This is a genomic window from Pantoea sp. Seng (genome assembly GCF_009829935.1).
GTDB lineage: Bacteria > Pseudomonadota > Gammaproteobacteria > Enterobacterales > Enterobacteriaceae > Pantoea > Pantoea communis.
Map to the genome: position 1 here is coordinate 31551 of NZ_SZZV01000020.1, position 23129 is coordinate 54679.

Annotated in this window: 22 protein-coding genes; 16 read left to right on the forward strand and 6 right to left on the reverse strand. The window is 55.9% G+C overall.

The genetic code is table 11. The features are described from left to right. The first annotated feature begins 33 nt into the window (after positions 1-33). From FD737_RS19075 to pstB, 3 genes are read left to right on the forward strand one after another with little or no spacing between them, the layout of a single operon-like run. Entirely contained in the window at positions 34-2127 is a 2094-nt protein-coding gene (locus FD737_RS19075; protein WP_160834298.1) for an ABC transporter permease subunit, read from the forward strand. Beyond that, complete coding sequence (gene pstA / locus FD737_RS19080) at positions 2124-3722, forward strand: phosphate ABC transporter permease PstA (RefSeq protein WP_160834299.1); 1599 nt, start codon at positions 2124-2126, stop codon at positions 3720-3722. Before FD737_RS19075 ends, pstA begins: the two co-directional genes overlap by 4 nt. 12 nt (positions 3723-3734) lie before the next feature. Further along, positions 3735-4502 carry a phosphate ABC transporter ATP-binding protein PstB gene (pstB, locus tag FD737_RS19085; protein WP_160834300.1) on the forward strand — a complete coding sequence of 256 codons (768 nt, stop codon included), beginning with the start codon at positions 3735-3737 and terminating at the stop codon, positions 4500-4502. 137 nt (positions 4503-4639) lie between these two features. On the opposite strand, the gene purN is transcribed toward pstB, so the two are convergent. Further along, complete coding sequence (purN, locus tag FD737_RS19090; protein WP_160834301.1) at positions 4640-5278, reverse strand: phosphoribosylglycinamide formyltransferase; 639 nt, start codon at positions 5276-5278, stop codon at positions 4640-4642. Continuing rightward, positions 5275-6315, reverse strand: a complete 1041-nt coding sequence (gene purM, locus FD737_RS19095; RefSeq protein ID WP_034825969.1) for a phosphoribosylformylglycinamidine cyclo-ligase — start codon at positions 6313-6315, stop codon at positions 5275-5277. Before purM ends, purN begins: the two co-directional genes overlap by 4 nt. A gap of 239 nt (positions 6316-6554) precedes the next feature. Between purM and upp the strand changes: the two genes are divergently transcribed. The 3 genes from upp (at position 6555) to hda (ending at position 9502) form a co-directional block, all read left to right on the forward strand. Further along, a complete protein-coding gene (upp, locus tag FD737_RS19100) occupies positions 6555-7181 on the forward strand; it encodes a uracil phosphoribosyltransferase (RefSeq protein WP_034825735.1) in 627 nt (208 codons plus the stop codon). A gap of 242 nt (positions 7182-7423) precedes the next feature. After that, the gene (gene uraA, locus FD737_RS19105) at positions 7424-8707 is read left to right on the forward strand and encodes a uracil permease (protein ID WP_160834302.1); all 1284 of its coding nucleotides are present in this window, start codon (positions 7424-7426) and stop codon (positions 8705-8707) included. Positions 8708-8800: 93 nt separating this feature from the next. Beyond that, positions 8801-9502 (forward strand): DnaA inactivator Hda, encoded by a 702-nt coding sequence (gene hda, locus FD737_RS19110; protein WP_202403671.1) that lies wholly within the window; start codon positions 8801-8803, stop codon positions 9500-9502. Here the strand turns inward: hda and arsC are convergent. Together arsC and FD737_RS19120 are read right to left on the reverse strand one after the other, a co-directional pair. Continuing rightward, positions 9499-9846: an arsenate reductase (glutaredoxin) gene (arsC, locus tag FD737_RS19115; RefSeq protein ID WP_160834303.1), complete on the reverse strand. Its 348-nt coding sequence runs from the start codon at positions 9844-9846 to the stop codon at positions 9499-9501. The genes hda and arsC overlap by 4 nt on opposite strands. Before the next feature lie 5 nt (positions 9847-9851). After that, positions 9852-11315 carry a M48 family metallopeptidase gene (locus tag FD737_RS19120; protein WP_058959114.1) on the reverse strand — a complete coding sequence of 488 codons (1464 nt, stop codon included), beginning with the start codon at positions 11313-11315 and terminating at the stop codon, positions 9852-9854. Positions 11316-11954: 639 nt separating this feature from the next. Here FD737_RS19120 and FD737_RS19125 point away from each other — a divergent pair. The 10 genes from FD737_RS19125 (at position 11955) to FD737_RS19170 (ending at position 21832) form a co-directional block, all read left to right on the forward strand. Next, a complete protein-coding gene (locus tag FD737_RS19125; RefSeq protein WP_058959113.1) occupies positions 11955-12560 on the forward strand; it encodes a DsrE family protein in 606 nt (201 codons plus the stop codon). Between the two features lie 34 nt (positions 12561-12594). Then, a complete protein-coding gene (locus FD737_RS19130; RefSeq protein ID WP_058959112.1) occupies positions 12595-13203 on the forward strand; it encodes a DsrE family protein in 609 nt (202 codons plus the stop codon). Positions 13204-13329: 126 nt separating this feature from the next. Continuing rightward, a complete protein-coding gene (locus FD737_RS19135; protein ID WP_160834304.1) occupies positions 13330-14346 on the forward strand; it encodes a substrate-binding domain-containing protein in 1017 nt (338 codons plus the stop codon). A 5-nt stretch (positions 14347-14351) separates the two neighbouring features. After that, positions 14352-15374 (forward strand): ABC transporter substrate-binding protein, encoded by a 1023-nt coding sequence (locus FD737_RS19140; protein ID WP_160834305.1) that lies wholly within the window; start codon positions 14352-14354, stop codon positions 15372-15374. A gap of 2 nt (positions 15375-15376) precedes the next feature. Further along, entirely contained in the window at positions 15377-16234 is an 858-nt protein-coding gene (locus tag FD737_RS19145) for an ABC transporter permease (RefSeq protein ID WP_058959109.1), read from the forward strand. Beyond that, positions 16231-17043 carry an ABC transporter permease gene (locus FD737_RS19150; RefSeq protein WP_160834306.1) on the forward strand — a complete coding sequence of 271 codons (813 nt, stop codon included), beginning with the start codon at positions 16231-16233 and terminating at the stop codon, positions 17041-17043. The genes FD737_RS19145 and FD737_RS19150 overlap by 4 nt, the downstream gene beginning before the upstream one ends. Next, entirely contained in the window at positions 17040-18029 is a 990-nt protein-coding gene (locus FD737_RS19155) for an ABC transporter ATP-binding protein (protein WP_097118584.1), read from the forward strand. The genes FD737_RS19150 and FD737_RS19155 overlap by 4 nt, the downstream gene beginning before the upstream one ends. An 11-nt stretch (positions 18030-18040) precedes the next feature. Then, positions 18041-18871, forward strand: a complete 831-nt coding sequence (locus FD737_RS19160; protein ID WP_160834307.1) for a phosphodiesterase — start codon at positions 18041-18043, stop codon at positions 18869-18871. Between the two features lie 165 nt (positions 18872-19036). Further along, positions 19037-20629, forward strand: a complete 1593-nt coding sequence (locus FD737_RS19165) for a sensor domain-containing diguanylate cyclase (RefSeq protein ID WP_058959105.1) — start codon at positions 19037-19039, stop codon at positions 20627-20629. Positions 20630-20764: 135 nt separating this feature from the next. Then, on the forward strand, positions 20765-21832 hold the full coding sequence (locus FD737_RS19170) for an AI-2E family transporter (RefSeq protein ID WP_034825758.1): 1068 nt from the start codon (positions 20765-20767) through the stop codon (positions 21830-21832). A gap of 34 nt (positions 21833-21866) precedes the next feature. Here FD737_RS19170 and bcp read toward each other — a convergent pair whose 3' ends face one another. After that, positions 21867-22334, reverse strand: coding sequence for a thioredoxin-dependent thiol peroxidase (gene bcp, locus FD737_RS19175; protein WP_034825761.1), 468 nt, complete (start codon positions 22332-22334; stop codon positions 21867-21869). A gap of 140 nt (positions 22335-22474) precedes the next feature. Next, the gene (locus FD737_RS19180; protein ID WP_370523124.1) at positions 22475-23074 is read right to left on the reverse strand and encodes a glycine cleavage system transcriptional repressor; all 600 of its coding nucleotides are present in this window, start codon (positions 23072-23074) and stop codon (positions 22475-22477) included. Positions 23075-23129 lie beyond the last annotated feature (55 nt).

Consider the following 23129-nt stretch of genomic DNA (forward strand, 5'->3'; position numbering starts at 1 on the left):
TAGCGACGTGTTTTCACCTGTAACCTGGCCTGCATGAGCATAAATCGTATCCCTGTCCATTTCAGCGACCGCCGTCGCCGTGCTGTCGATCAGTTTGTTCGTCGCGTGGTGACAGGCTGCGGCGTGGGCATTTTGCTGCTGATGCTGCTGCTATTCTTCTGGCTGATCTGGGTGGTGTTACCCCTTTTCAGCGCGCCGGGCATGCAAGCCACCACCAATATGCAGCTTTGGGATAAAGCCCAGGTACTGGCGATGGGCAGCGATGGGCATCTCGGCTGGCGCATCAGCCGCAACGAGGCGCGCTTTATTCCACTCGATGGGCAGCCCGCCGCTGAGGCGCTGGTGCTGCAACAGCACCCTGATGCGGCGGTCAACAGCAGCAATAGCAATAGCGTATTGCTCAATATGCAGGGCGCACTGCTGCTGATGCAACCGCTGATCCACGAAAATCACGGTCAATGGTTCTTCCCGTTTGGCGATCGTCCGCTGCATCTGGCGCAAGGCGCGGTCACCACCATGGCGCTCACCTCGCTAAGCGATCACCAATGGCGGATTGCCGCCCAAACGCCGGCAGGCATCAGCGTAATGACGCTGGAGAACCAGCAAACCGTTAATCAGATTTTGCTGCCACAGCAGCAAGCCGAGCATTTGCTGTTATCCCCCGATGGCACATTGCTGTACGCCAGCGAAGGGCGTTTGCTGCGTGTATGGCAAATCACGCCAGAAGGCGCTCAGCTGCGCGAAACGCAGACCCTTAACCAGCGTCCGCAAAGCCTGCATATCCTCACCGGGGGGCGCACGCTGCTGATTCAGGATGCCCAGGGGGTCAAGCAATGGTTTGCCATCGCAGGCGATAAAGGGCCGCGGTTGCAGGAAATTCATACCTTTGATCACAGCCAGGATGCGCTGAAGGTTGTGCCTGAGGCGCAGCGTCGTGTGTTTGCCACCTTTAATGCTGCGGGGGAAATCAAACTGTTCGCCAGTAAGCAGCAGGGGCCGATTTTGACGCGTCAGCTGGCACCGGGCATCCAGGCGCTGGCCTTTTCACCCCGCGGTGATGCGCTGATTGTGGAGCGGGAAGGTCAGTGGCAACAGTTTGCGCTGGATAATCCGTGGCCCGATTTCACCTGGCGCAATCTGTGGCAAAAAATCTGGTACGAGAACTATCCGCAGCCGGATTGGGTATGGCAATCCACTGCGGCTGGCGACAGCTATCAGGCCAAATTCAGTCTGATACCGATGGTGCTGGGTACACTCAAAGCCGCCTCGCTGGCGCTGCTGTTTGCCACGCCGCTGGCTCTGGCGGCGGCAATGTACACCGCATGGTTTATGTCTCCGGGATTACGCCGCTGGGTGAAGCCGGGCATTGAAATGATGGGCGCGTTGCCAAGCGTGGTGATTGGCTTGATTGCCGGCGTCTGGCTGGCACCGCACGTGAGTACTGCGCTGGTCGGCGTGTTGCTGCTACCGCTGGTGCTGGCGGTGACTTTATTGCTGTGCGGCGTGCTCAGTCCGCATTTGCCAGCGCGTTGGCGACGCCCAGGTTTCGAGGTGATTCTGCTGCTGCCGGTATTGCTGGCCGTCACACTCCTGACGCTGTGGCTGCCCACGCAGTTGTGGCCGAATATCGGCGAGCGGTTGGCGCATTATGAACAACGCAACTTATTGGTCGCGGCGCTGGCGATGGGCTTTGCATTGGTGCCGTTGATTTTCACCTTATCAGAAGATGCTTTATTCAGCGTGCCGGGCGCGCTGGGGCAAGGTTCGCTGGCGCTGGGCGCTACGCCGTGGCAAACCTTGACGCGCGTGGTATTGCCGGGCGCTTCGGCGGGGATATTTGCCGCTTTGATGATTGGCTTTGGCCGCGCAGTAGGGGAAACCATGATTGTGCTGATGGCCACCGGCAACACGCCGGTCAGCGAAGGTGGCTTGTTTGCCGGATTACGTGCACTTTCGGCTAACATCGCCATTGAGATGCCGGAAGCGGCAGCGGGCAGTGCGCATTACCGAATTCTGTTCCTGAGTGCGCTGTTGTTACTGATATTCACTTTAGTGATCAACACCGTTGCGGAGTTGATTCGTCAGCGTCTGCGCCAGCGCTACAGCCAGCATGAGGGACAGGGATGAAAGCGATGCGTCAAAACGATCGCTGGCGCTGGCTGACTGCCGGTGCGGTGGCCGTGTGCTTACTGGCGTTTACCTTGCTGATTGGCCTGCTGGGGTGGCAGGGCATGCGCGCCTTCTGGCCGCAGCCAGTGGATCAATATCTGTTCCAGCCGCCGGAAGGTTCGGCGGTGATGGTGCTGGGCGAAACGCTGCACAAACAGCCGCAGGGCGAGCAGTGGCGCTATGTGGTGAAAACGGGCAATCGCGATTTTGCCGCACCGGATTTCCGTGTGCTGTATAGCCAGGGCGCGGCGAAAACGCGTCGCCCGGCAGATGCGGTGGTTTTACAGCGCCGCAGCGGCGGCAACGCTTACGGTTGGCTGATTGAACTGCGGGAAGACAATGAAGTGCTGACCGCGCGCGATCGTGATGCGCTGCTGCATCAGCGGTTGGCGCAAGTCCATGAGCAGCTACGTCAGGCCAGCCATATTCGTCGTGTGCAAATGGCGCGCCTCAATGCACAGCTGGAAAGCCTGCAGCAGCAAGCTGATGAGCAACGTCAGCGCGGCACGTTCACCCTGCAGGATCAATCGGAATTCGATGCCAACAGCGTGGCGCTGCAACGGCGCTTTAGCGCACTAGCGCAACAACTGACCCATCTGCAACATGAGAGCGAACGCGACACGTTGGTGCTGCGCGATGTGCAGGGGCAGGATCATATCATTCCGCTGGCGCAGGTGGTGGATGCCTGGTATCCGAATGCGATGTCGTTTAGGCAGAAAGTACAGCACTTCTTCAGTCAAATCTGGCAGTTTGTCAGCGATTCCCCGACATCAGGCGGCGGCGAGAGCGGGGCGTTCCCGGCGATTTTTGGCACCGTGCTGATGGTGTTGCTGATGTCGATCATCGTGATGCCGCTGGGGGTGGTGGCGGCGGTGTGGCTGCACGAATATGCCGGACGTCATGCGTTAACGCGGCTGGTGCGCATCGCGGTGGTGAATCTCGCCGGTGTGCCGTCGATTGTGTATGGCGTGTTTGGTCTGGGCTTCTTTGTCTGGTTGATCGGCGGCACGATTGATCAGCTGTTTTTCTCGCGCGCGTTGCCGAATCCGACCTATGGCACGCCGGGCCTGCTATGGGCGGCGTTGACGCTGGCGCTGCTGACATTACCCGTGGTGATTGTCGCCACCGAAGAGGGGCTGTCACGCATCCCGGATAATCTGCGTCAGGGCTCGCTGGCGCTGGGTGCCACTCAGGCGGAAACGCTGTGGCGCGTGGTGTTACCGCTGGCGGTCCCGGCTATGCTCACCGGCCTGATTCTGGCTGTAGCGCGTGCAGCAGGGGAAACCGCCCCGCTGATGCTGGTGGGTGTGGTGAAAATGGCCCCGGAGTTACCGGTGGATGCGGTGTTCCCCTATTTGCACCTCGACCGCAAATTTATGCACCTCGGTTTTCAGATTTACGATTTGGCCTTCCAGAGCCCGAATATCGACGCTGACCGACCGCTGGTTTACGCCACCGCCTTGCTGCTGGTGGTGATCATCCTGTCGCTCAATCTGTTGGCGATGGCGCTGCGGCATCGGCTGCGCGAGCGTTACCGCCTCATGACGCACTAGAAAGGTTTTTAGATGACGCCCGATTACGACATCGCGTTAACCGTTAACCAACTGTCGCTGTGGTACGGTGAACGCCAGGCGCTGAACAATATCGATCTGTACATCCCGAAAAACCGCATCACAGCGCTGATTGGTCCGTCCGGTTGTGGCAAGTCAACGCTGCTGCGCTGCTTTAATCGCATGAACGATGTGATTGAACGCTGCCGCATTGAAGGTGAAATTCTGCTCGATCAGCATGCGGTGATGCAGGCGAATCAGGATCTGCCTGCGTTGCGTCGCCGGATTGGCATGGTATTTCAGCGCCCGAATCCATTCCCGAAATCGATCTACGAGAACGTGGTGTACGGTTTGCGGCTGCAAGGGGTGCGCGATCGTCGCGTGCTGAACGAAGCTTGTGAACGTGCACTGCGTGCAGCGGCACTGTGGAGTGAAGTGAAAGATCAGCTGGCACAGAATGCGTTGACGCTCTCCAGCGGTCAGCAGCAGCGTCTGGTGATTGCGCGTGCCATTGCCATTGAGCCGGAAGTATTGCTGCTGGATGAGCCGACGTCGGCGCTCGATCCGATTTCCACGCTAGTGATCGAAGAGTTGATGACCACGTTAAAGCAGCATTTCACGCTGGTGCTGGTGACGCACAACATGCAGCAGGCGGCGCGCGTGTCAGATTACACGGCGTTTATGCATAACGGACAACTGGTGGAGTTTGATGAAACCGACCGCATCTTCACCTCGCCAAAAGCGCGCAAAACCGAAGATTACATTACGGGTAGATTTGGTTAAGGGATAAGCAAGTTGCTCTACGTTTTCAGGGCGCAGAAAGGCAACAGGTTTTAGCAGCCCCAGGCGCTGACATCAGCCAGTGACTGGGGTGAATTAAGCGGGGCAACGTGTCTGCACGCGGCTGAATAAGGTGAAAATCAGTCGTGTGCGTAACCCTGAGGTGGCAACGGTTGCCCATCCAGCCAGGCTTTTCCATCACGCATCTGCAAACGACCATCGACAAACCAGCCGATCACCAGCGGATAAATCGCATGCTCCTGATGCTGTACACGTGAGGTGATCTCTTCTTCATCATCTTCAGCAAATACCGGAACGCGCGCCTGCAAAATCACCGGTCCGCCATCCAGTTCGTCAGTAACAAAGTGCACCGACGTGCCGTGTTCCTCATCGCCATTCTCTAGCGCCTGACGATGGGTATGCAGTCCGGGATATTTCGGCAGCAGCGACGGATGGATGTTCACCAACCGGTCGTGATAATGCGCGACAAACGCCTGACTGAGAATGCGCATGTAACCGGCCAGCACCACCAAATCCGGCGCATAAGCATCGATTTCCTGCATCAGTTGGCGGTCAAACGCATCGCGGTCGGCAAAGTCACTGGCGGCGAGGCTATGGCCCGGCACGCTGGCTTCCTGCGCACGCGTCAAACCAAATGCCGAGGCTTTATTACTGAAAACGGCAGCGACGCTGCCGTTAATACGCCCGCTTGCGCAGGCGTCGAGGATGGACTGAAGATTGCTTCCGTTACCGGAGATCAGTACAACCAGTTTTTTCATGGATTAATAACCACTCGCTCTTCTGAGTCAGAGGCTTTAATCACGCCGATTTTCCACGCCTGTTCGCCAGCGTCGGTCATCAGCTGTACCGCTTTATCGGCATCGGCCGGGCTCAGCGCGATGATCATGCCCACGCCGCAGTTAAAGGTACGATACATTTCATGACGGCTGACGTTACCGGCCTGCTGTAACCAGCTGAACACGGACGGCCACTGCCAGCTCTTCTCGTCAATCACCGCCTGAGTATTGTCTGGCAACACGCGTGGGATGTTCTCCCAGAAGCCGCCACCGGTCAGGTGAGAAATCGCGTGCACATCCACCTGCTCGATCAGGCTAAGGATGTTTTTCACGTAGATACGAGTCGGTGCCAGCAGGTGATCGGCCAGTGGTTTGCCATCCAGCTGTTTGGTTTCTGGATCAGTCTGGCTGACTTCCAGAATCTTACGCACCAGCGAATAACCGTTCGAATGCGGGCCGCTTGAACCCAGTGCGATCAGCACGTCGCCGTCCTGCACTTTCGAACCGTCAATGATTTCTGATTTTTCCACCACGCCGACGCAGAAACCGGCCACGTCGTAGTCTTCACCGTGGTACATGCCTGGCATCTCAGCGGTTTCACCGCCGACCAGCGCACAACCTGACTGCAGGCAACCTTCAGCGATACCGGTGATCACCGCTGAAGCGGTATCCACGTCCAGTTTGCCGGTTGCGTAGTAGTCGAGGAAGAACAGCGGCTCAGCGCCTTGTACAATCAGGTCGTTCACACACATCGCAACCAGATCGATGCCGATGCTGTCATGACGTTTGAGATCCATCGCCAGACGCAGCTTGGTGCCGACGCCATCGGTTCCGGAGACCAGCACAGGCTCGCGGTATTTCTGCGGCAGCGCACAGAGCGCGCCAAAGCCACCCAGCCCACCCATCACTTCCGGGCGGCGAGTTTTCTTTACTACGCCTTTAATACGGTCAACCAGATCGTTACCAGCATCGATATCAACACCGGCGTCTTTGTAGCTGAGAGAGGTTTTGTCGGTCACTGCGGAATCCCCACGCGAATTGCGGTTGGTGGCAAAAATTAAGCGCGCTAATTCTATCAGCGCAGGCAAACGTTTGCGAGTGCCATCTCACGCCGCTTTGCACAGTGCTGATTTTTCACCAATCCTTAAGATCACGCGAATCGCGCTAAGCCATTGACCAATGACAAGTGGCGCAGTGGCAAAAAGGCGGTATAATCCGGCGATTTTTTTTAGCTCAACTCAATTCCGGGAGAACAATCATGAAGATCGTGGAAGTCAAACACCCGCTGGTCAAACATAAACTGGGCCTGATGCGTGAGCATGATATCAGCACCAAACGCTTCCGCGAGCTGGCCTCAGAAGTCGGCAGCCTGCTGACTTATGAAGCCACTGCCGATCTGGCCACGGAGCGCGTCACCATTGAAGGCTGGAACGGCCCGGTCGACGTCGATCAAATCAAAGGCAAAAAAATCACCGTGGTGCCGATTCTGCGTGCGGGCCTCGGCATGATGGAAGGTGTGCTGGAGCACGTGCCAAGCGCGCGCATCAGTGTCGTCGGTGTCTATCGTGATGAAGAGACGCTGGAGCCGGTGCCGTACTTCCAGAAACTGGTGTCCAATATCGAAGAGCGTTTAGCACTGGTCGTTGACCCGATGCTGGCAACCGGTGGTTCGATGATCGCCACTATCGACCTGCTGAAAAAAGCGGGCTGCAACAGCATCAAAGTGCTGGTGTTGGTGGCGGCACCAGAAGGGATTGCGGCGCTGGAGAAAGCGCATCCAGACGTTGAGCTCTACACCGCGTCAATCGATCAGGGATTGAACGAGAAGGGCTATATCATTCCAGGTCTCGGCGATGCCGGCGATAAGATCTTCGGAACGAAATAAATAAAGCATCCAGCCGGCCAGAGAGTCGGCTTTTTTTTGGCAAAAACACAACAACTCATGTAATGCCCTTTAGTTCAGTGCCGCATAAACACCAGCACCTTTGGTAGCGGCGCGATTTATCGCGCTCTTTTTCCCGACATGGCACTTAGCGTGTTGGAATATTGCGTAATGAATTGCGCGGCTCCCTGATGGCGCGGCCTGAACAAACAGCATTCATAACGACTAATGGGGATAGAGAGATAATGACAAGACGCGCGATCGGGGTAGACGAACGTCCACCGCTGCTGCAAACCATTCCACTCAGCTTACAACACCTGTTCGCCATGTTTGGCGCCACGGTGCTGGTGCCGATTCTGTTCCACATCAACCCGGCCACCGTATTGCTGTTTAACGGCGTTGGTACGCTGCTGTATCTGTTTATCTGTAAAGGAAAAATCCCGGCGTATCTGGGTTCGAGCTTTGCCTTTATTTCACCGGTGCTGCTGCTGTTGCCGCTGGGTTATGAAGTGGCGCTGGGCGGCTTTATTCTTTGCGGTTTCCTGTTCTGTGTAGTGGCGCTGATCGTCAAAAAAGCCGGTACCGGCTGGCTGGATGTGATGTTCCCACCGGCCGCGATGGGCGCAATCGTTGCGGTGATCGGTCTGGAACTGGCGGGCGTGGCAGCCAATATGGCCGGTCTGTTGCCAGCCGATGGCACCTCGCCAGACAGCAAAACCATCATCATTTCGATGGTGACACTGGCGGTCACGGTGTTTGGTTCGGTGCTGTTCCGCGGTTTCCTCGCCATTATCCCGATTCTGATCGGCGTACTGGCTGGCTACGCGCTCTCCTCCTTTATGGGCATCGTAAACTGGCAATCGGTGGCTGATGCGCCGTGGTTTGCACTGCCAACCTTCTACACGCCGCGCTTCGAATGGGCCGCGATGTTGACCATCCTGCCTGCGGCGCTGGTGGTGATCGCTGAGCACGTTGGCCACTTAGTCGTTACCGCCAATATCGTGAAAAAAGATCTGATTCGCGATCCCGGCCTGCATCGCTCGATGTTTGCTAACGGCTTGTCCACCATGATCTCCGGTTTCTTCGGTTCCACGCCAAACACCACTTACGGTGAGAACATCGGCGTGATGGCGATTACCCGTGTATACAGCACCTGGGTGATTGGCGGGGCGGCGATCTTCGCGATTCTGCTCTCTTGCGTAGGTAAACTGGCGGCCGCAATTCAGGCAATCCCGGTGCCGGTCATGGGGGGCGTTTCTCTGCTGTTGTACGGAGTGATCGGGGCTTCCGGTATTCGCGTATTGATTGAATCTAAAGTGGATTACAACAAAGCGCAGAATCTGATCCTGACCTCGGTGATCCTGATCATCGGCGTCAGCGGCGCGAAAGTGCATATCGGCGCTGCAGAACTGAAAGGCATGGCGCTGGCCACCATCGTTGGCGTCGCGTTGGCACTGATTTTCCGCGTAATCAGTCTGTTACGGCCCGAGGAAGTGGTACTGGATGCCGAAGAAAAGCGCGAAAGTTAATGCGCTTTGCCGGGCAGGGAAGCCTGGTTCATCTCTTGCAAGGATCGTGATAAACTTGCGCCGTTTTCTGCCTGCTCATCCGTTGAGGTACTTCTGAACACGCCGGCACAGCTTTCACTGCCACTCTATTTACCCGATGATGAAACCTTTGCCAGTTTCTGGCCGGGGGAAAATCCGTCTCTGTTGGCGGCGCTGCAAGGCGCACTCTCTCAGCAACACGGCAGCTATCTCTATTTTTGGTCACGTGAAGGCGGCGGCCGTAGTCACTTACTGCATGCAGCCTGTGCTGAGATGTCGGCCCGTGGTGAAGCGGTGGGATATGTTCCGCTGGATAAACGCACCTGGTTTGTGCCGGAAGTGTTGGACGGCATGGAGAACCTGGCACTGGTCTGCATTGATAATATCGAATGCATTGCCGGTGATGCCGAGTGGGAGATGGCGATCTTCGATCTCTATAACCGTATTCTGGAAATCGGCAAAACGCGTTTGCTGATCACCGGCGATCGTCCACCGCGTCAGCTCAATCTTGGCCTGCCGGACTTAGCTTCCCGTCTCGACTGGGGACAAATCTATCGTTTGCAGCCATTGTCAGATGAAGACAAACTCCAGGCGATGCAAATGCGAGCAGGGCTGCGTGGTTTTGAGTTACCGGAAGATGTCGGGCGCTTCCTGCTGAAACGCCTCGACCGCGAAATGCGCACGCTGTTTGATACGCTTGATCGGTTAGATCGCGCCTCTATTAGCGCACAGCGCAAGCTCACCATTCCTTTTGTCAAAGAAGCGCTGGGGCTTTAAACAATCTCCAGCACCGCTTCCGGTGGACGGCCAATTCGTGCCTGATCACCGTTGATCACGATGGGGCGTTCGATCAGTTTCGGATGCTCAACCATCGCCTGCAGCAGTTGATCTTCACTCAACTGGCTGTCTGCCAGATTTAACTCTTTATAAAGATCTTCTTTGCGGCGCATCAGATCGCGCGCACTACTCATGCCTAACTGTTGCAGCATTTTTTTTAGCGCCTGCACGTCAGGCGGTGTTTCAAGATACAGCACCACATCAGTTTCAATGCCTTTATCCTGCAACAGCGCCAGGGTTTCGCGGCTCTTGCTGCAACGCGGGTTGTGATAAATGCTCACCATTATTTTTATCCTTTCTGATACTGACGGAACCGCTTTTGCAGTTCGCGGAACTGATCGATGCGAGCATCGTAACGTGCCTGTTTCAGGCTGCCGAGCGGCACCTGGGCGCTGGCACTGCTCAGGGTGGTGATCGCCTGATCGAGCTTGCCATTGAGTGCTAATCCTTCCGCTCGTGCCGACAACTCCTCATCCCGTAATCCTTGTGCTGCCGAGGCTTGTGCCAGTAAATCCCAGGCATTGACGTCATCGGGATGGGCAAAGGTATAACGATTGAGGATGCGCGTGGCGTTAGCGGGCTGTTTCGCCTCGACATAAGCGTTAGCGAGGTTGAGCTGCAGCACCGGATTGGTGCTGCTGCCTTTGGCACTGGTTAGCATGTTGATCGCCTGCTGCGGCTGGTTCAGACCGATGTCGATATCCGTCATGATATCCAGCAACCAGACGTTATCCGGCTGTTTCGCCAGCATCGGGGTGATGATTTTTTTCGCACTGTCGAAGCTTTTCGCCTGCAGGAACTGCACTGCTTTACCGTATTGCGATGCCATTTGCTCACGTGAGTTGCCTTTGGCGTATTCATTTAACAGCTCATCGGTCAGCTGATTACGGCCAGTAGCGTACATACCCAACGAGCGCACTTTCGCCATGTAGAAGCCTTCCGATGACTGCACCACCACCGGGCGCATCTGGTTGGCACGGTTACGCGCATCGGCCAAACGGCTATCCGGTAAGGGGTGCGTCAGTAAAATTTCCGGTGGTTTGGAGGAGAAGCGGCTTTGATCGGCGAGCTTCTGCAGGAAAGCTGGCATCGCCTGCGGATCGAAACCTGCACGTTGCAGCACCTGAATCCCGATGCGGTCAGCCTCTTGTTCATTGGCCTGAGTGAAGCTGATCATACCCTGTTGCGTACCCGCCAACGTACCGGTTAACGCCGCCATCCCGGCTTGTGGGCTGGCAATGGCGAGCAGAATCGACCCCAACGCGCCCACCCAGGTGAGTGGCGCATTACGCTTCTGCTCTTCCATGGCACGTGCCAGATGGCGTTGAGTGACGTGAGAAATTTCGTGCGCCATCACCGACGCCAGTTGGCTTTCATTGTCGGTGTAGCGGAACAATGATGAATGCAGCACTACGTTGCCGCCGAAAAAGGCGAAAGCGTTCAGTTCGTCATTCTGGATGAGAAAGAAGTGAAACGGCGTGCGCACCGAATTGGCATGCGCCACCAGGCGCTGCCCTAACTCATTGATGTATTGATTTAATAGCGGATCGTTAATCAGCGGCGCACTGGCGCGCAGTTGGCGCACGTAGAAGTCGCCAATTTGTAATTCCTGATTAATGGATAGCGTTGAACCCGCTGTGGTTCCCATATCGGGCAGATTATCACTCACGTCCGCGTGCACGGAGAGTGCGGGCGTCAGCAGCAGCGTAGGAATAAGGGCCGCCAGCACTGATTTTTTCAACCGGTTAAACATGCCTTGATCCTGTAAAAGTCACCTGCAATTGGACAGGTAAGTCGTTCAAATGTTCTGCGCGTACTTTCCTTTGACGCAGCGCTTCTATCTTAACCAGCGCGTGGTAACAAGCAAATGAAGAAGCGACACAGACTTAAAATGAAAAAATGGCTACAGCGGGCGCTGATTGCAGCAAAAAATTGAATAGTCCGCCACGACCAGGTTAGCGCTTTTACAGGTTCAGAAGTTAAAGTTACGTAAAGTTGCTCAAAATAATTGAATCTGGCATGAACTTTTCCAGGTTTACTCTGAAAAACAAACGTCAAAACAGTGAACTGGCCTGTTTTATCCATCAGTTATTTTAATGGTGATTTTTTATAGGGTCGCCGAAATTTTAGTTAAGTATGGTCATATTTTCAGCTCCCCTGGCTTGATAAAAACTAAATAGCTGACAGTCGATTCAAGCCAGTTATTTTTTTAGGCATCTCTTCAGCTCAATCGAAAGCATTATTCAATTAGCCTGACTAATTATTATTTCCGCAATGAAAATCCTGGATAGGCCAAAACTACAGGACTTTTGCCCTGCTCACGCTGTGATATAGATAAGGCACTTTATTCAAACGGACTGTGAATTAGCGCAGTGCATGCCGGAGAATTTTTATGCGTTCTGTTGTCTCTTACGCCCTGATTGCGATCGTGGGTGGGTTTGTTGGCGCCACCGTCAGCAAAAGTGATGATATTTATCAGCGAGTGGTGAGCCATTTTTCTGCCGAGCCAACCGATCCTGAAGGTTTCTGGAGCACGCCTGCTGTCGATGGTTACGGCAAAATCCATTACGAATCTGATGCCGCCTTTAAACCGGTAGTCGGGCTGAGCAACAAAGTGGTGTTTCAAATCACCAAAAGCGAAGGGGACATGAAGCGGCCTAATCTTGGGCTGGAGCGCGTCGCCCGCGTAGTTAACCTCTACATCGCATCAGGCGTGCCTGCCGATCAGCTGCACTTTGTTGTCTCTGTGACCGGTGATGCCACGCCTGCCATGCTGGATAACGCGCATTTCCAGCAATTTTATAAAGCTGACAACCCCAATCTGGCGCTGATCGGCGAACTCAACAAATTAGGCGTCAAAGTGTCGGTGTGCGATCAGTCAGTGGCGTTCCATCACTTCCCGAAAGAGTGGATCGATCAATCGGTTATTCATGCGTTGTCCAGTCCGACCACGGTGTCGACGCTGGAAAATCAGGGTTATGCCTTCCTGCAAATGTAATTGGGCTTAGGGTCTTCTATCGAGGAGAAGTGAAATGCGTCCAGCGTCCTATATTGTTATCGCCGCACTGGCGGGTTTCGTGGGCGGTAATGTGTTACAGCTTCCAGAGCTGGTGGATAAGGTCAGCAGCAAGTTTGCTGACAACAAAAGCGAGCCAGCGGACTTCTGGAGCACGCCAGCCATCGCGGGCTACGGCAAAATCCATTTTGTGAATACGCCGGATTACAATCCCGCGAATACGCCAGGCCTGAGCAATAAGGTCGTTTTTCAGATCAACCGCACGGAAGGGGATGTCCGTCAACCTAACCTCGGACTGGAACGCGTGGCGCGTGTCACCAACCTTTATTACGCTGCCGGAGTGCCGCTAAATCAGCTGAATTTCGTGGTGTCAATCAACAGCGATGCCGTGCCTGCCGCGCTGAATAACGAACAATTCCGCAAAGCTTACGGCACAGATAACCCGAACCTGAAATTGATCGATGAGTTGAAGCAGGCGGGAGTGAAGGTCACGATCTGCGATCAATCGGTGGCGTTCCATCAGCTACAGCGTGACTGGATCGATACGCGCGTCACTCATACGCTCTCCAGTGGCACCACAGTTGCCTCGCTGCAAAACGAAGGTTACGCCTTCCTGATGTTGTAATTCCTGCCTGACAGCAGTTCGCGCTGCTGTCATTTTTTCGTCATCTCCCCGCGATGTTGCTGTCACAGTTCGCCGCTACTTTAAGCGCCAATGAGATCGATCTCATTGCTCATTCACGAGGCGAACATGTCCGATTTAATCAGTGTGGCAAAGCTGGCTGGCGTTTCTCGCGCTACCGCCGCACGCGCATTTTCTGATCCCCATCTGTTGCGGCCTGACACGCTGGAAAAGGTGTTGGCGGCATCAGAGCAACTCGGATTTCGCCCCAATCACATTGCACGTCAGCTGCGTACGCAAAGTTCTACCACGCTGGGTGTGCTGTTGCCTTCACTGCTCAACCCGATCTTCTCACGCCAGTTACAGGCGATGGAACGTCAGGCGCGTGCGGCTGGATACGGTTTGCTGGTGGCAACCAGTGATTATCAGCCAGAGCGTGAAGCGGCGATCGTCGAACACATGCTGCGCCAGCGCGTGGCGGGCCTGGTGCTGACCGTGGCCGATGCGGATAACAGCGCGGTTCTGACCACGCTGCATGAAGCCAGCATGCCGTTTGTCCTGGCGCACAACGTGCCTCAGCAGAGTCACTGGCCAGCGATTTGCGTGGATAACCAGCAGGCGATGCGGGAAGCCACCGAACATTTGCTAAGTCTGGGCCATCGTCATATCGGCATGGTCGCCGGGCCGATGCTGCAATCGGATCGCGCTCGCCTGCGTTATCAGGGCTACTGCGATGCGATGCAGGCCGCAGGGCTGAATGCGCTGCCGGTGATTGAAATGGCCAGCCATACCCATTCTGATTTCGCGCTGCTGCAACCGCAGTTGCAGGGCGCAGCACCGCTGACAGCGGTGATTTGTACAAATGATTTGCTCGCCATCAGCCTGATTGGTGCCGCGGCGCGTGCCGGTGTACGCATCCCGCAGCAACTTTCGGTGATGGGTTTTGACGGCATCGATATTGGCGAGCAGATTGCGCCGTCACTGGCGAGCGTCTCTCAGCCAGCCGACATGCTCGGTGCCTGTGCCATCGATATGTTGTTACAACAAGCCAGCCGCGGCACCCGCGTACTGGCCCACCGGTTGCGGAGCGGTGAAAGCATCGCCGCACCCGCCACCGTTTTGACTGCCTCCACCAGGGAACCATAACCACCATGAAATTCCATAAAAAAATGAAAATTCTTTCAGGAGCGATCGCGCTGACCGCCGGTTCGCTGTTCAGTATGATGACGCAGGCCGCCGAAACCGCGATCTGCTACAACTGTCCGCCCGAATGGGCTGACTGGGGTACACAGCTCAAAGCCATTGCCAAAGACACCGGCATCACCGTGCCACAAGACAACAAAAACTCCGGCCAGGCGCTGGCGCAAATGGTGGCGGAGAAGGGCAATCCGGTGGCAGATGTGGTGTATTACGGCGTCAGTTTCGGCATCCAGGCCGACAGCGCGGGCGTCATCACCGATTATAAACCGCAGCACTGGGACGACATCCCAGCCGGAATGAAAGATCCGAACGGTAAATGGGTCGCGCTGCACTCGGGCACCATGGGCTTTATGGTCAACGTGGATGCGCTCGGCGGCGCGCCAGTGCCACAATCCTGGGATGACCTGCTAAAACCTGAGTACAAAGGGATGGTGGGCTACCTTGATCCGGCCAGTGCCTTTGTCGGTTATGTGGCGGCGGTGGCCGTTAACCAGGCGAAAGGCGGCAACATGCAGGACTTCACGCCAGCGCTGAACTGGTTCAGGAAACTGCAGGCCAACCAGCCAATCGTACCGAAGCAGACGGCCTATGCGCGTCTGATTTCAGGCGAAATCCCGATTCTGCTCGACTACGACTTCAACGCCTATCGCGCCAAATATAAAGATCACGCCAACGTTGCGTTTGTGATCCCGAAAGAGGGCACGGTGACGGTTCCTTACGTCATCAGTCTGGTGAAGAACGCGCCACACGAAGCTAATGGCAAGAAAGTGATCGACTATGTGCTGTCGGACAAAGGTCAGGCGATTTGGGCCAATGCCTTCCTGCGCCCGGTGCGTACTTCTGCAATGTCACCCGAAGCGAAGAAATTCTTCCTGCCGGATAGCGATTATGCACGCGCCCAAACGGTCGACTATCAGCAGATGGCCGATGCGCAGAAAGCGTTCTCTGCTAAGTACCTGAGCGAGATTCACTAATCATGTCGATCTCCGACACCCTGGCGGCTTCACGCCGCCAGGCTCGCAGCTTGCCGGGCAGCAAATGGTTATGGCTGACGCTGCCCGCGCTGCTGTTCTTCAGTGCATTTTGGCTGCTGCCGTTTGCGCGCCTGCTGCAAATCGGTATGCAGAACGATCGCACCACCCAGCACAGTGGCTACTGGACGGTAATCACTCAGCCGAATTACCTGCTGAGTTTGCTGAATACCGTATTACTGTCGCTGGCGGTGACATTGGTTACGCTGGTGATTGCTGCCATCGTAGGCTGTTTTCTGGCGCGTCAGCGTTTTGCTGGGCGTGGCACGTTATTAGCCTTATTGACCTTCCCGCTGGCCTTTCCCGGCGTGGTAGTGGGTTTTCTGGTGGTGATGCTCGCGGGCCGTCAGGGCTTGCTGGCGCAAATCAGCATGAGCCTGGTGCACGAGCGCTGGACGCTGGCCTATTCACTCACCGGATTGTTTATCGGCTATCTCTATTTCTCGCTGCCGCGCGCCATCGTTACGCTCGTCGCGGCCAGTGAAAAGCTTGATCGCTCGCTGGAAGAGGCAGCGCGATCACTTGGCGCCAGTCAGTGGCGTATTACCTGGGACGTGATCGTGCCCGGCCTGCAGCCGGCATTGCTCTCTACCGGCGCACTCTGTTTCGCCACCAGCATGGGCGCGTTTGGCACTGCTTTTACGCTCGGCACCGATTTGGCGGTGTTACCGCTGACCATTTATGGCGAATTCACTAACTACGCTAACTTTGCTACGGCGGCGGCGCTGTCGGTGGTGATGGGCGCGGTTGCCTGGCTGGCGCTGATGTTAGCGCGCCGCCTGGCACACAAGGGGGCCGCATGAATCGTCGCGGATTGTTTAGCCTGCAGCTGCTGGTCACCACGCTCACCGCGCTGTTTATGATTGTGCCGGTGGTGCTGTCGATGCTGGCGGGTGTCACCAATAACTACTTTATCGGCCTGCGCAGCGGGTTGACCCTGAAATGGGTGGCGCAAGTGTGGGAGATGTACGCTGATACCTTCTGGCTGTCGTTGCTGATAGCGCTGTTCTGCTTGTTGGTCACTCTGGTGATTGGCGTACCCGCCGCGTGGGGCTTGTTGAAAGCGCCCGGCCGCTGGGCAGCACGTATTGAAGAGTGCCTGATGTTGCCCGTGGCGCTGCCCGGCTTAGCCACCGCGCTCGGCATCATTCTGCTTTACGGCCAGTTTTCCGGCCTGCGTGACAGCTGGGTGCTTATTCTGATTGGTCACGTGCTGTTCACGCTGCCGTTTATGATGCGACCGGTGCTGGCGGTGATGCAGGCGATCGATATGCCGCGTCTGGAAGAAGCTTCCGCCAGCCTCGGTGCCAGCCTGTGGCAGCGCTTCTTTACCGTGGTGGTACCCAACTGCCGCAACGGCATTCTGGCGGGCGCCTTTATGGTGATCACCCTGTCGGTGGGGGAGTTCAACATCACCTGGATGCTGCATACGCCGCTGACCAAAACCCTGCCGGTCGGCCTCGCGGACAGTTACGCTTCAATGCGACTGGAAGTGGGTTCCGCTTATACGCTGATTTTCATTCTGATGATTTTGCCGCTACTGCTGATGCTGAATGCGGTGAATCACTGGCTTAACCGCGCGGTATCGCGCCAAAACAAGGAGGCGGCATGAATCCTGCGGCCGTTACCGTGACGCTGCGCGGTTGTTCACGTCACTTCAATCACCAACTGGCATTGCATCCGCTCGATCTGACCGTGAATCCCGGGGAAACCCTGGTGTTGCTCGGGCCTTCTGGCTGCGGAAAAACCACCACCTTGCGCATCATCAGCGGGCTTGAGCGCTGTGATGCGGGCGGCGAGGTGTGGTTCGACGATCGTAACGTTACCGCGTTGCCGATTGAGAAACGCAATGTTGGCATGGTGTTCCAGAACTATGCGCTGTTTCCCAATCTTAACGTCGCTGAGAACGTGGCTTACGGCTTGAAAGTGCAGGGCGTGGCGCGTGCCGAGCGTGAAGCGCGCGTGCAGGAGATGCTGGAACTGGTGGATCTCAGCGCGCTGTCACAGCGCAGCATTGATAAGTTATCCGGTGGACAGAAACAGCGTGTGGCACTGGCGCGTGCGCTGGCAGCCAGACCCAAAGTGCTGCTGTTTGATGAGCCGCTGGCGGCGCTGGATGCACGTCTGCGCGATCGCCTGCGTCTGGAAATCGGCACCTTATTGAAGAAGCTGGCGATCACCGCCGTGTACGTCACGCACGATCAGCAAGAGGCGATGGCGCTCGGCGATCGCATTGCAGTGATGGAGCAGGGGCGTCTGGTGCAGATCGATACGCCACAAAATATCTATCAGCACCCCGCTTCAAAGTTTGTCGCCGATTTCGTCGGGGCGATTAACTGCGTGGATGTCGATGCGCGTGGCAATGCACAGCGCTTCTGCCGCCCGGAAGATGTACTGCTCGCCAGCGACAATCGCTATGCGCGTCAGGGCTTTATCCTTGCCAGCACCTTTTTAGGCGCATCGCAGCGGCTGATGATCGATATCGGTCTGGCCATGCCGATTCAGGTCGACCGCCATGCGCGTGAAGCCTGGCATGCCGGACAACCGGTGAGCTGGACGCTGGCGCAGGACGCCGCCCTGCAATTTTCTGCATCCTGAGGAAGAAATTCGTGTCTGAAGCATTGACGCTGATTGCGCAAATAAGTGATTTACATATCAAGGCGAACGGTCGCCTGTCGTATAAAAAAGTGGACACCCAGGCGGCGCTGCTGCGGGTTATCGAGACATTGAATCGTTTGACGCCGCGCCCGGACATGGTGGTGATCACCGGCGATCTGGTGGATTTCGGCAACGCAGAAGAGTATCAAACGCTGCGAACGGCGCTGCGACGTTTGCAGCTGCCTTACATGCTGATGGCGGGCAATCACGACGATCGCCAGCAGTTACGCGCTGCGTTTCCGGATCACCACTATCTGCAACGTGGTGAAACCCTCAACTGGCAGGCACGGGTGAAAGGGGTGCAGCTGCTGGCACTGGATTCCAGCGTGCCGCAGCAGCCGTGGGGCTACGTGGACCAAGCGCAGCTGGCCTGGCTGGAAGAGCAGCTGGTGCGCGAACCGCAATTGCCTACCCTGGTGATGTTGCACCATCCACCGCTGGTTTCCGGTATCGGTCATATGGATAAGCAACCGCTGCGTAATCCCGACGCGCTGGCGGCGATTATCCGCCAGCATCCGCAGGTGGAACGCGTGCTGAGCGGTCATTTGCACCGTTCGGTACAGGCGCGCTTTGCCGGAACGCTGGCCTGCGTGGCGCCGGGCGTCTCGCATCAGGTTGCCTTTGATTTATCTGAAAATGGTCCGGCAAATTTCGTGCTGGAACCGCCGGGTTTCCTGTTGCATCGCTGGCATCCACAGCAGGGCATGACCACGCACCTCTGTGCCATCGGCGATTATCCGGGCCCGTGGCCGTTCTATGATGCGAATGGTCTGATCGATTAGCGCCAACGTTTGCTGAATAATTACGCGTGTCTGACAGGATGGTTCGTGCTCAATCTGGTTTGCAGGTGTACAATTGGCGGTTCCCTCACCAGGGGTAGCTAGTCCAACTATAACTATATTGTCAGGCACGCGAATGATGAATTTTCACACCAGGGCGGTTGCGTCATGCTGATGCGCATCCGGCCAAAAACTGACCTGCGTACGCTGATCGCGTTGCTGGCGATCACCAGTATCGTCATTACGCTCGCCAATACCTTGTACGCCACCTGGCGTGTGCAGCGTATGGTGCTGATCGAGAGCACGCTCGAAGCCAATCGCGCTTATGCCACCAAACTGGCTGCCACCACGGAAGTCTTTTTCCAGCTGGCACAGTCGCAGCTGCACTACAGCGCGACGCAGTTGGGCAAGGATTTTGATAATCCAGAACTGGCGCAGCAGGAAGTGAATCGTCTGCGTGAGCAAACCAATAGTTTCAACTCCGTTGCGGTGGTCGACACCAATGGGATAGTGAAAGCGATTTCGCCTGAGTCACTGATGCTCAAAGGCATGCAGCTCACCAGCCAGGCTTCGCGGGAAGCGCTGGCACAGCGCCAACCGATGGTGAGCAAACCCACCATCTCTGCTGCCAACAATCTGATTGTGTTTGTCTCCTGGCCGATCTGGAGCAACGAAGGACGCTACCTCGGCTATGTGGGCGGCACTATCTATCTGAAGAAGAAAAGTATCCTCAATGCCTTACTCGGTGAGCAGTTCTACCGGGATGGCACGCGCGTGTATGTATTGGATCGCAACAATCAGGTGCTTTATCACCAGAACAGCCAGCTGATTGGTAAAACCGCGCCAGAGATCGTCAGCGAGCGTCAACGCAATGAGAGCACTAATGGCGAGGTGCAGGTCAAAGAAGAAGACACGCCGAAACTGGCGGGTTACGCCATTGTGCCGACCACCGGCTGGATGGTGGTGGCGCTCAAACCAACCGACGTCACCCTGCAACCGCTCTCGGGTTTGCTGCTGAAAGTGCTGAAAAACTCGGTGCCGTTTGCGTTGCTGACCTTACTGATGGCGGTGATCTTCGCCCGTCTGATTGCCTTGCCGCTGTGGCAACTGGCGCGTAAAGCCAGTCAGATGGACACCCAGGGCGTCTCGGGTGAAATTGGCGGTATTCGTGCCTGGTACTTCGAAGCCGCACAGGTGAAACGCGCCTTGCTCACCGGGATCGGACTGGTACAGGACAAAATCGGTCGGCTGAAATCGGAAGTACAAACCGATCCGATGACCAGTTTGCTTAACCGCCGTGGCCTGAGTGCGGTGCTGGATTACTTCGAAACCATGCGTCAGCCTTTTGCGGTGCTGGCGCTGGATATCGACCATTTCAAGCGGGTGAATGACAACTTCGGCCATGATGTGGGTGACGAAGTGATCAAACAGGTGGCGCGTACCCTGCGTAACAGTGCGCGCCAGACCGACGTGGTGTGCCGTAATGGCGGCGAGGAATTTTTGATGCTGTTGCCAGCCACCTCGACGGAAGAAGCGCGGGTGATTGCCGAGCGCGTGCGTACCAGCATCGCCGAGAGCTGGATTGACCATGTTGGGCATATCACGCTTTCAGTGGGCATCGCACATTGGGAGGCCGATAATCAGCCGCAAGATGTGAGCTTGAAACAGGCGGATGCCGCACTCTATCAGGCGAAAAATGCCGGACGTAACTGCGTGATGATTGCCGGGCAGGATGCGCTGGTGAGCAGTATTACCCGCTAATCTTCACATAGCCGCTGCTAACGTTGGCTCTCTCATTCCGCACCAAACTTGGCCCGGCACAGGTTCATCTGAACCGGGCATCGACTGCAAATTTCTGTACAATCGTCATCCCGTTTTTGGCGTCAAGGAAGTGAAATGCTGGCTCTGCTTTTCCAATGGTACAAACGTCGCTTTAGCGATCCGCAGGCGATTGGCCTGCTGGTAATCCTGTTGATGGCGTTCTGTATCCTGTTTTTCTTCAGTGGATTATTAGCACCGTTGCTGGTCGCGCTGGTGCTGGCTTATCTGCTGGAGTGGCCAACCGTTCGATTACAGCGCCTGGGATGCAGCCGCACCTGCGCCACCAGCATGGTGCTGATTGTTTTTGCCGGTATTTTGCTGGTGATGGTGCTGATTGTTGCGCCAGTGGCCTGGCAGCAGGGCATCAATTTGCTGCGTGACCTGCCGAATATGCTCAACAAGCTCTACGTCTATGCCGCCGGGTTGCCGAAGCGTTTTCCGGCGCTGGTGGATGCGGGCATCATCGATATCATCGTGGAGAATCTGCGTAGCCGCCTGACCGGGTTGGGGGAGTCATTGGTGAAGTACTCGCTGGCCTCGCTAGTCGGGCTGATGACGTTGATGATCTATCTGGTGCTGGTGCCGCTGATGGTGTTCTTCCTGCTGAAAGATAAAGAGCAGATGCTCAATGCTGTGCGTCGCGTGCTGCCGCGCAATCGCGGGTTGGCGGGCGTGGTGTGGCAGGAGATGAATCAGCAAATCACCAACTACATTCGTGGCAAAGTGCTGGAGATGGTCGCGGTAGGGTTTGTCACCTGGATTGCCTTCCTGGTCTTAGGGCTCAACTATGCGTTGCTGCTGGCGGTGCTGGTTGGGATTTCCGTGCTAATTCCCTACATCGGCGCGATGGTGGTCACCATTCCGGTGATTGGCGTCGGCCTGTTCCAGTGGGGCTTAGGCACCGATTTCTGGACGATGTTTATCGTTTATCTGGTGGTGCAGGCGCTGGATGGCAATGTGCTGGTGCCGATTTTGTTTTCAGAGGCCGTCAACCTGCATCCGCTGGTGATCATTCTTTCGGTGGTGATTTTTGGTGGTATGTGGGGCTTTTGGGGCGTGTTCTTTGCCATCCCGCTGGCCACGTTAATCAAGGCCGTGGTGCGCGCCTGGCCGGAAACCACGCTGGAGCATCAGCAGGGGTAAATAAAACGGGTGCACATTGTGCACCCGTTTTGTCTTATGCCGACTTCAGATAATCCAGCACGATGTCGTGGTGGTTCGACGTTTTGAAGTCGTCGAAGACTTTCTCAACTTTGCCGTTGCCGTCGATCAGGAAACTGATGCGGTGGATACCGTCATAGGTTTTACCCATAAAGGTTTTCTCACCCCAGACACCGAATTCCTGGCAGACCTGGTGGTCTTCATCAGATAGAAGGGTGAAGTTCAGCACCTCTTTTTCGGCGAAACGTGACAGCTTTTCAGGCTTATCGGTGCTGATGCCCAGCACTTCCACGCCCACGGTTTTCAACGCATCCATGTTGTCGCGCAGACCACAGGCCTGAACGGTGCAACCCGGCGTCATGGCCTTCGGGTAGAAATAGACCAGAACGCGCTGTCCCTGGAAGTCGGCCAAATTTACTTGTTCGCCGTCCTGATCGGGCAAGCTAAATTTCGGTGCGGTATCACCGGCTTTCAGTGGATTCATCACAACTCTCCATTTTTTTCTTCATGCTGTGGGTAATACACCCTCGCGGCAAAAAGCACCAGCGGGTGCCACCCTCTGGGTTATTTCACTACACGGTATGCCGCAGGGCAGAGTGTGTGGAGAAATAATCCGGCGTTAGCTTACAGGGTGTTGTTGGCATCGTCGGTGACACTATAAAGACGAATTGAGCCTTGTGCATGCAGTTCTTCACACAGATTGTTGAAGGCCTGTTCAAACGGTGCGCTGGCCTGATTATCCGGGCTGTGTGCCGTCATCTGAATATACAGTGTCGGTGGGACACCTTCCTGTGCCGGGGTAATACGCGACACCAATTCGGCAATGTTCATCTGATGTTTATCGAACAGATCGGTAAAGCGCTCAATGAGATGAGGAGAATCTGGCACTTCCACCTGCACCCATACCGTGGCAGGCATCGGTGGGGTGACGCGCGCATTAGTGCGCTTCATCACAATCAACAGTTCCAGCTCAGCCCCTTTCATCGGTAGCGTGGATTCAATCAGGGTTATCGCGTTCCAGCTCCCCGAAAGCAACATGATGAAGGTGAACTCATCGCCCAGCATCGCCAGACGACTGTCTTCAATATTACAGCCGCAGCTACTGACGTGGCGAGTGATGGTATTGACGATACCCGGACGATCAACGCCCAATGCGGTGATCACCAGATGGTGAGGCTGTGACTGCGACAAAATGGCATTTCCTGTACGTTCGCTAATAACCATAAGGTAAACATAAAAAAAACTGCTGACAAGGGTAGGAATGGCTTGGCTCGCTTGC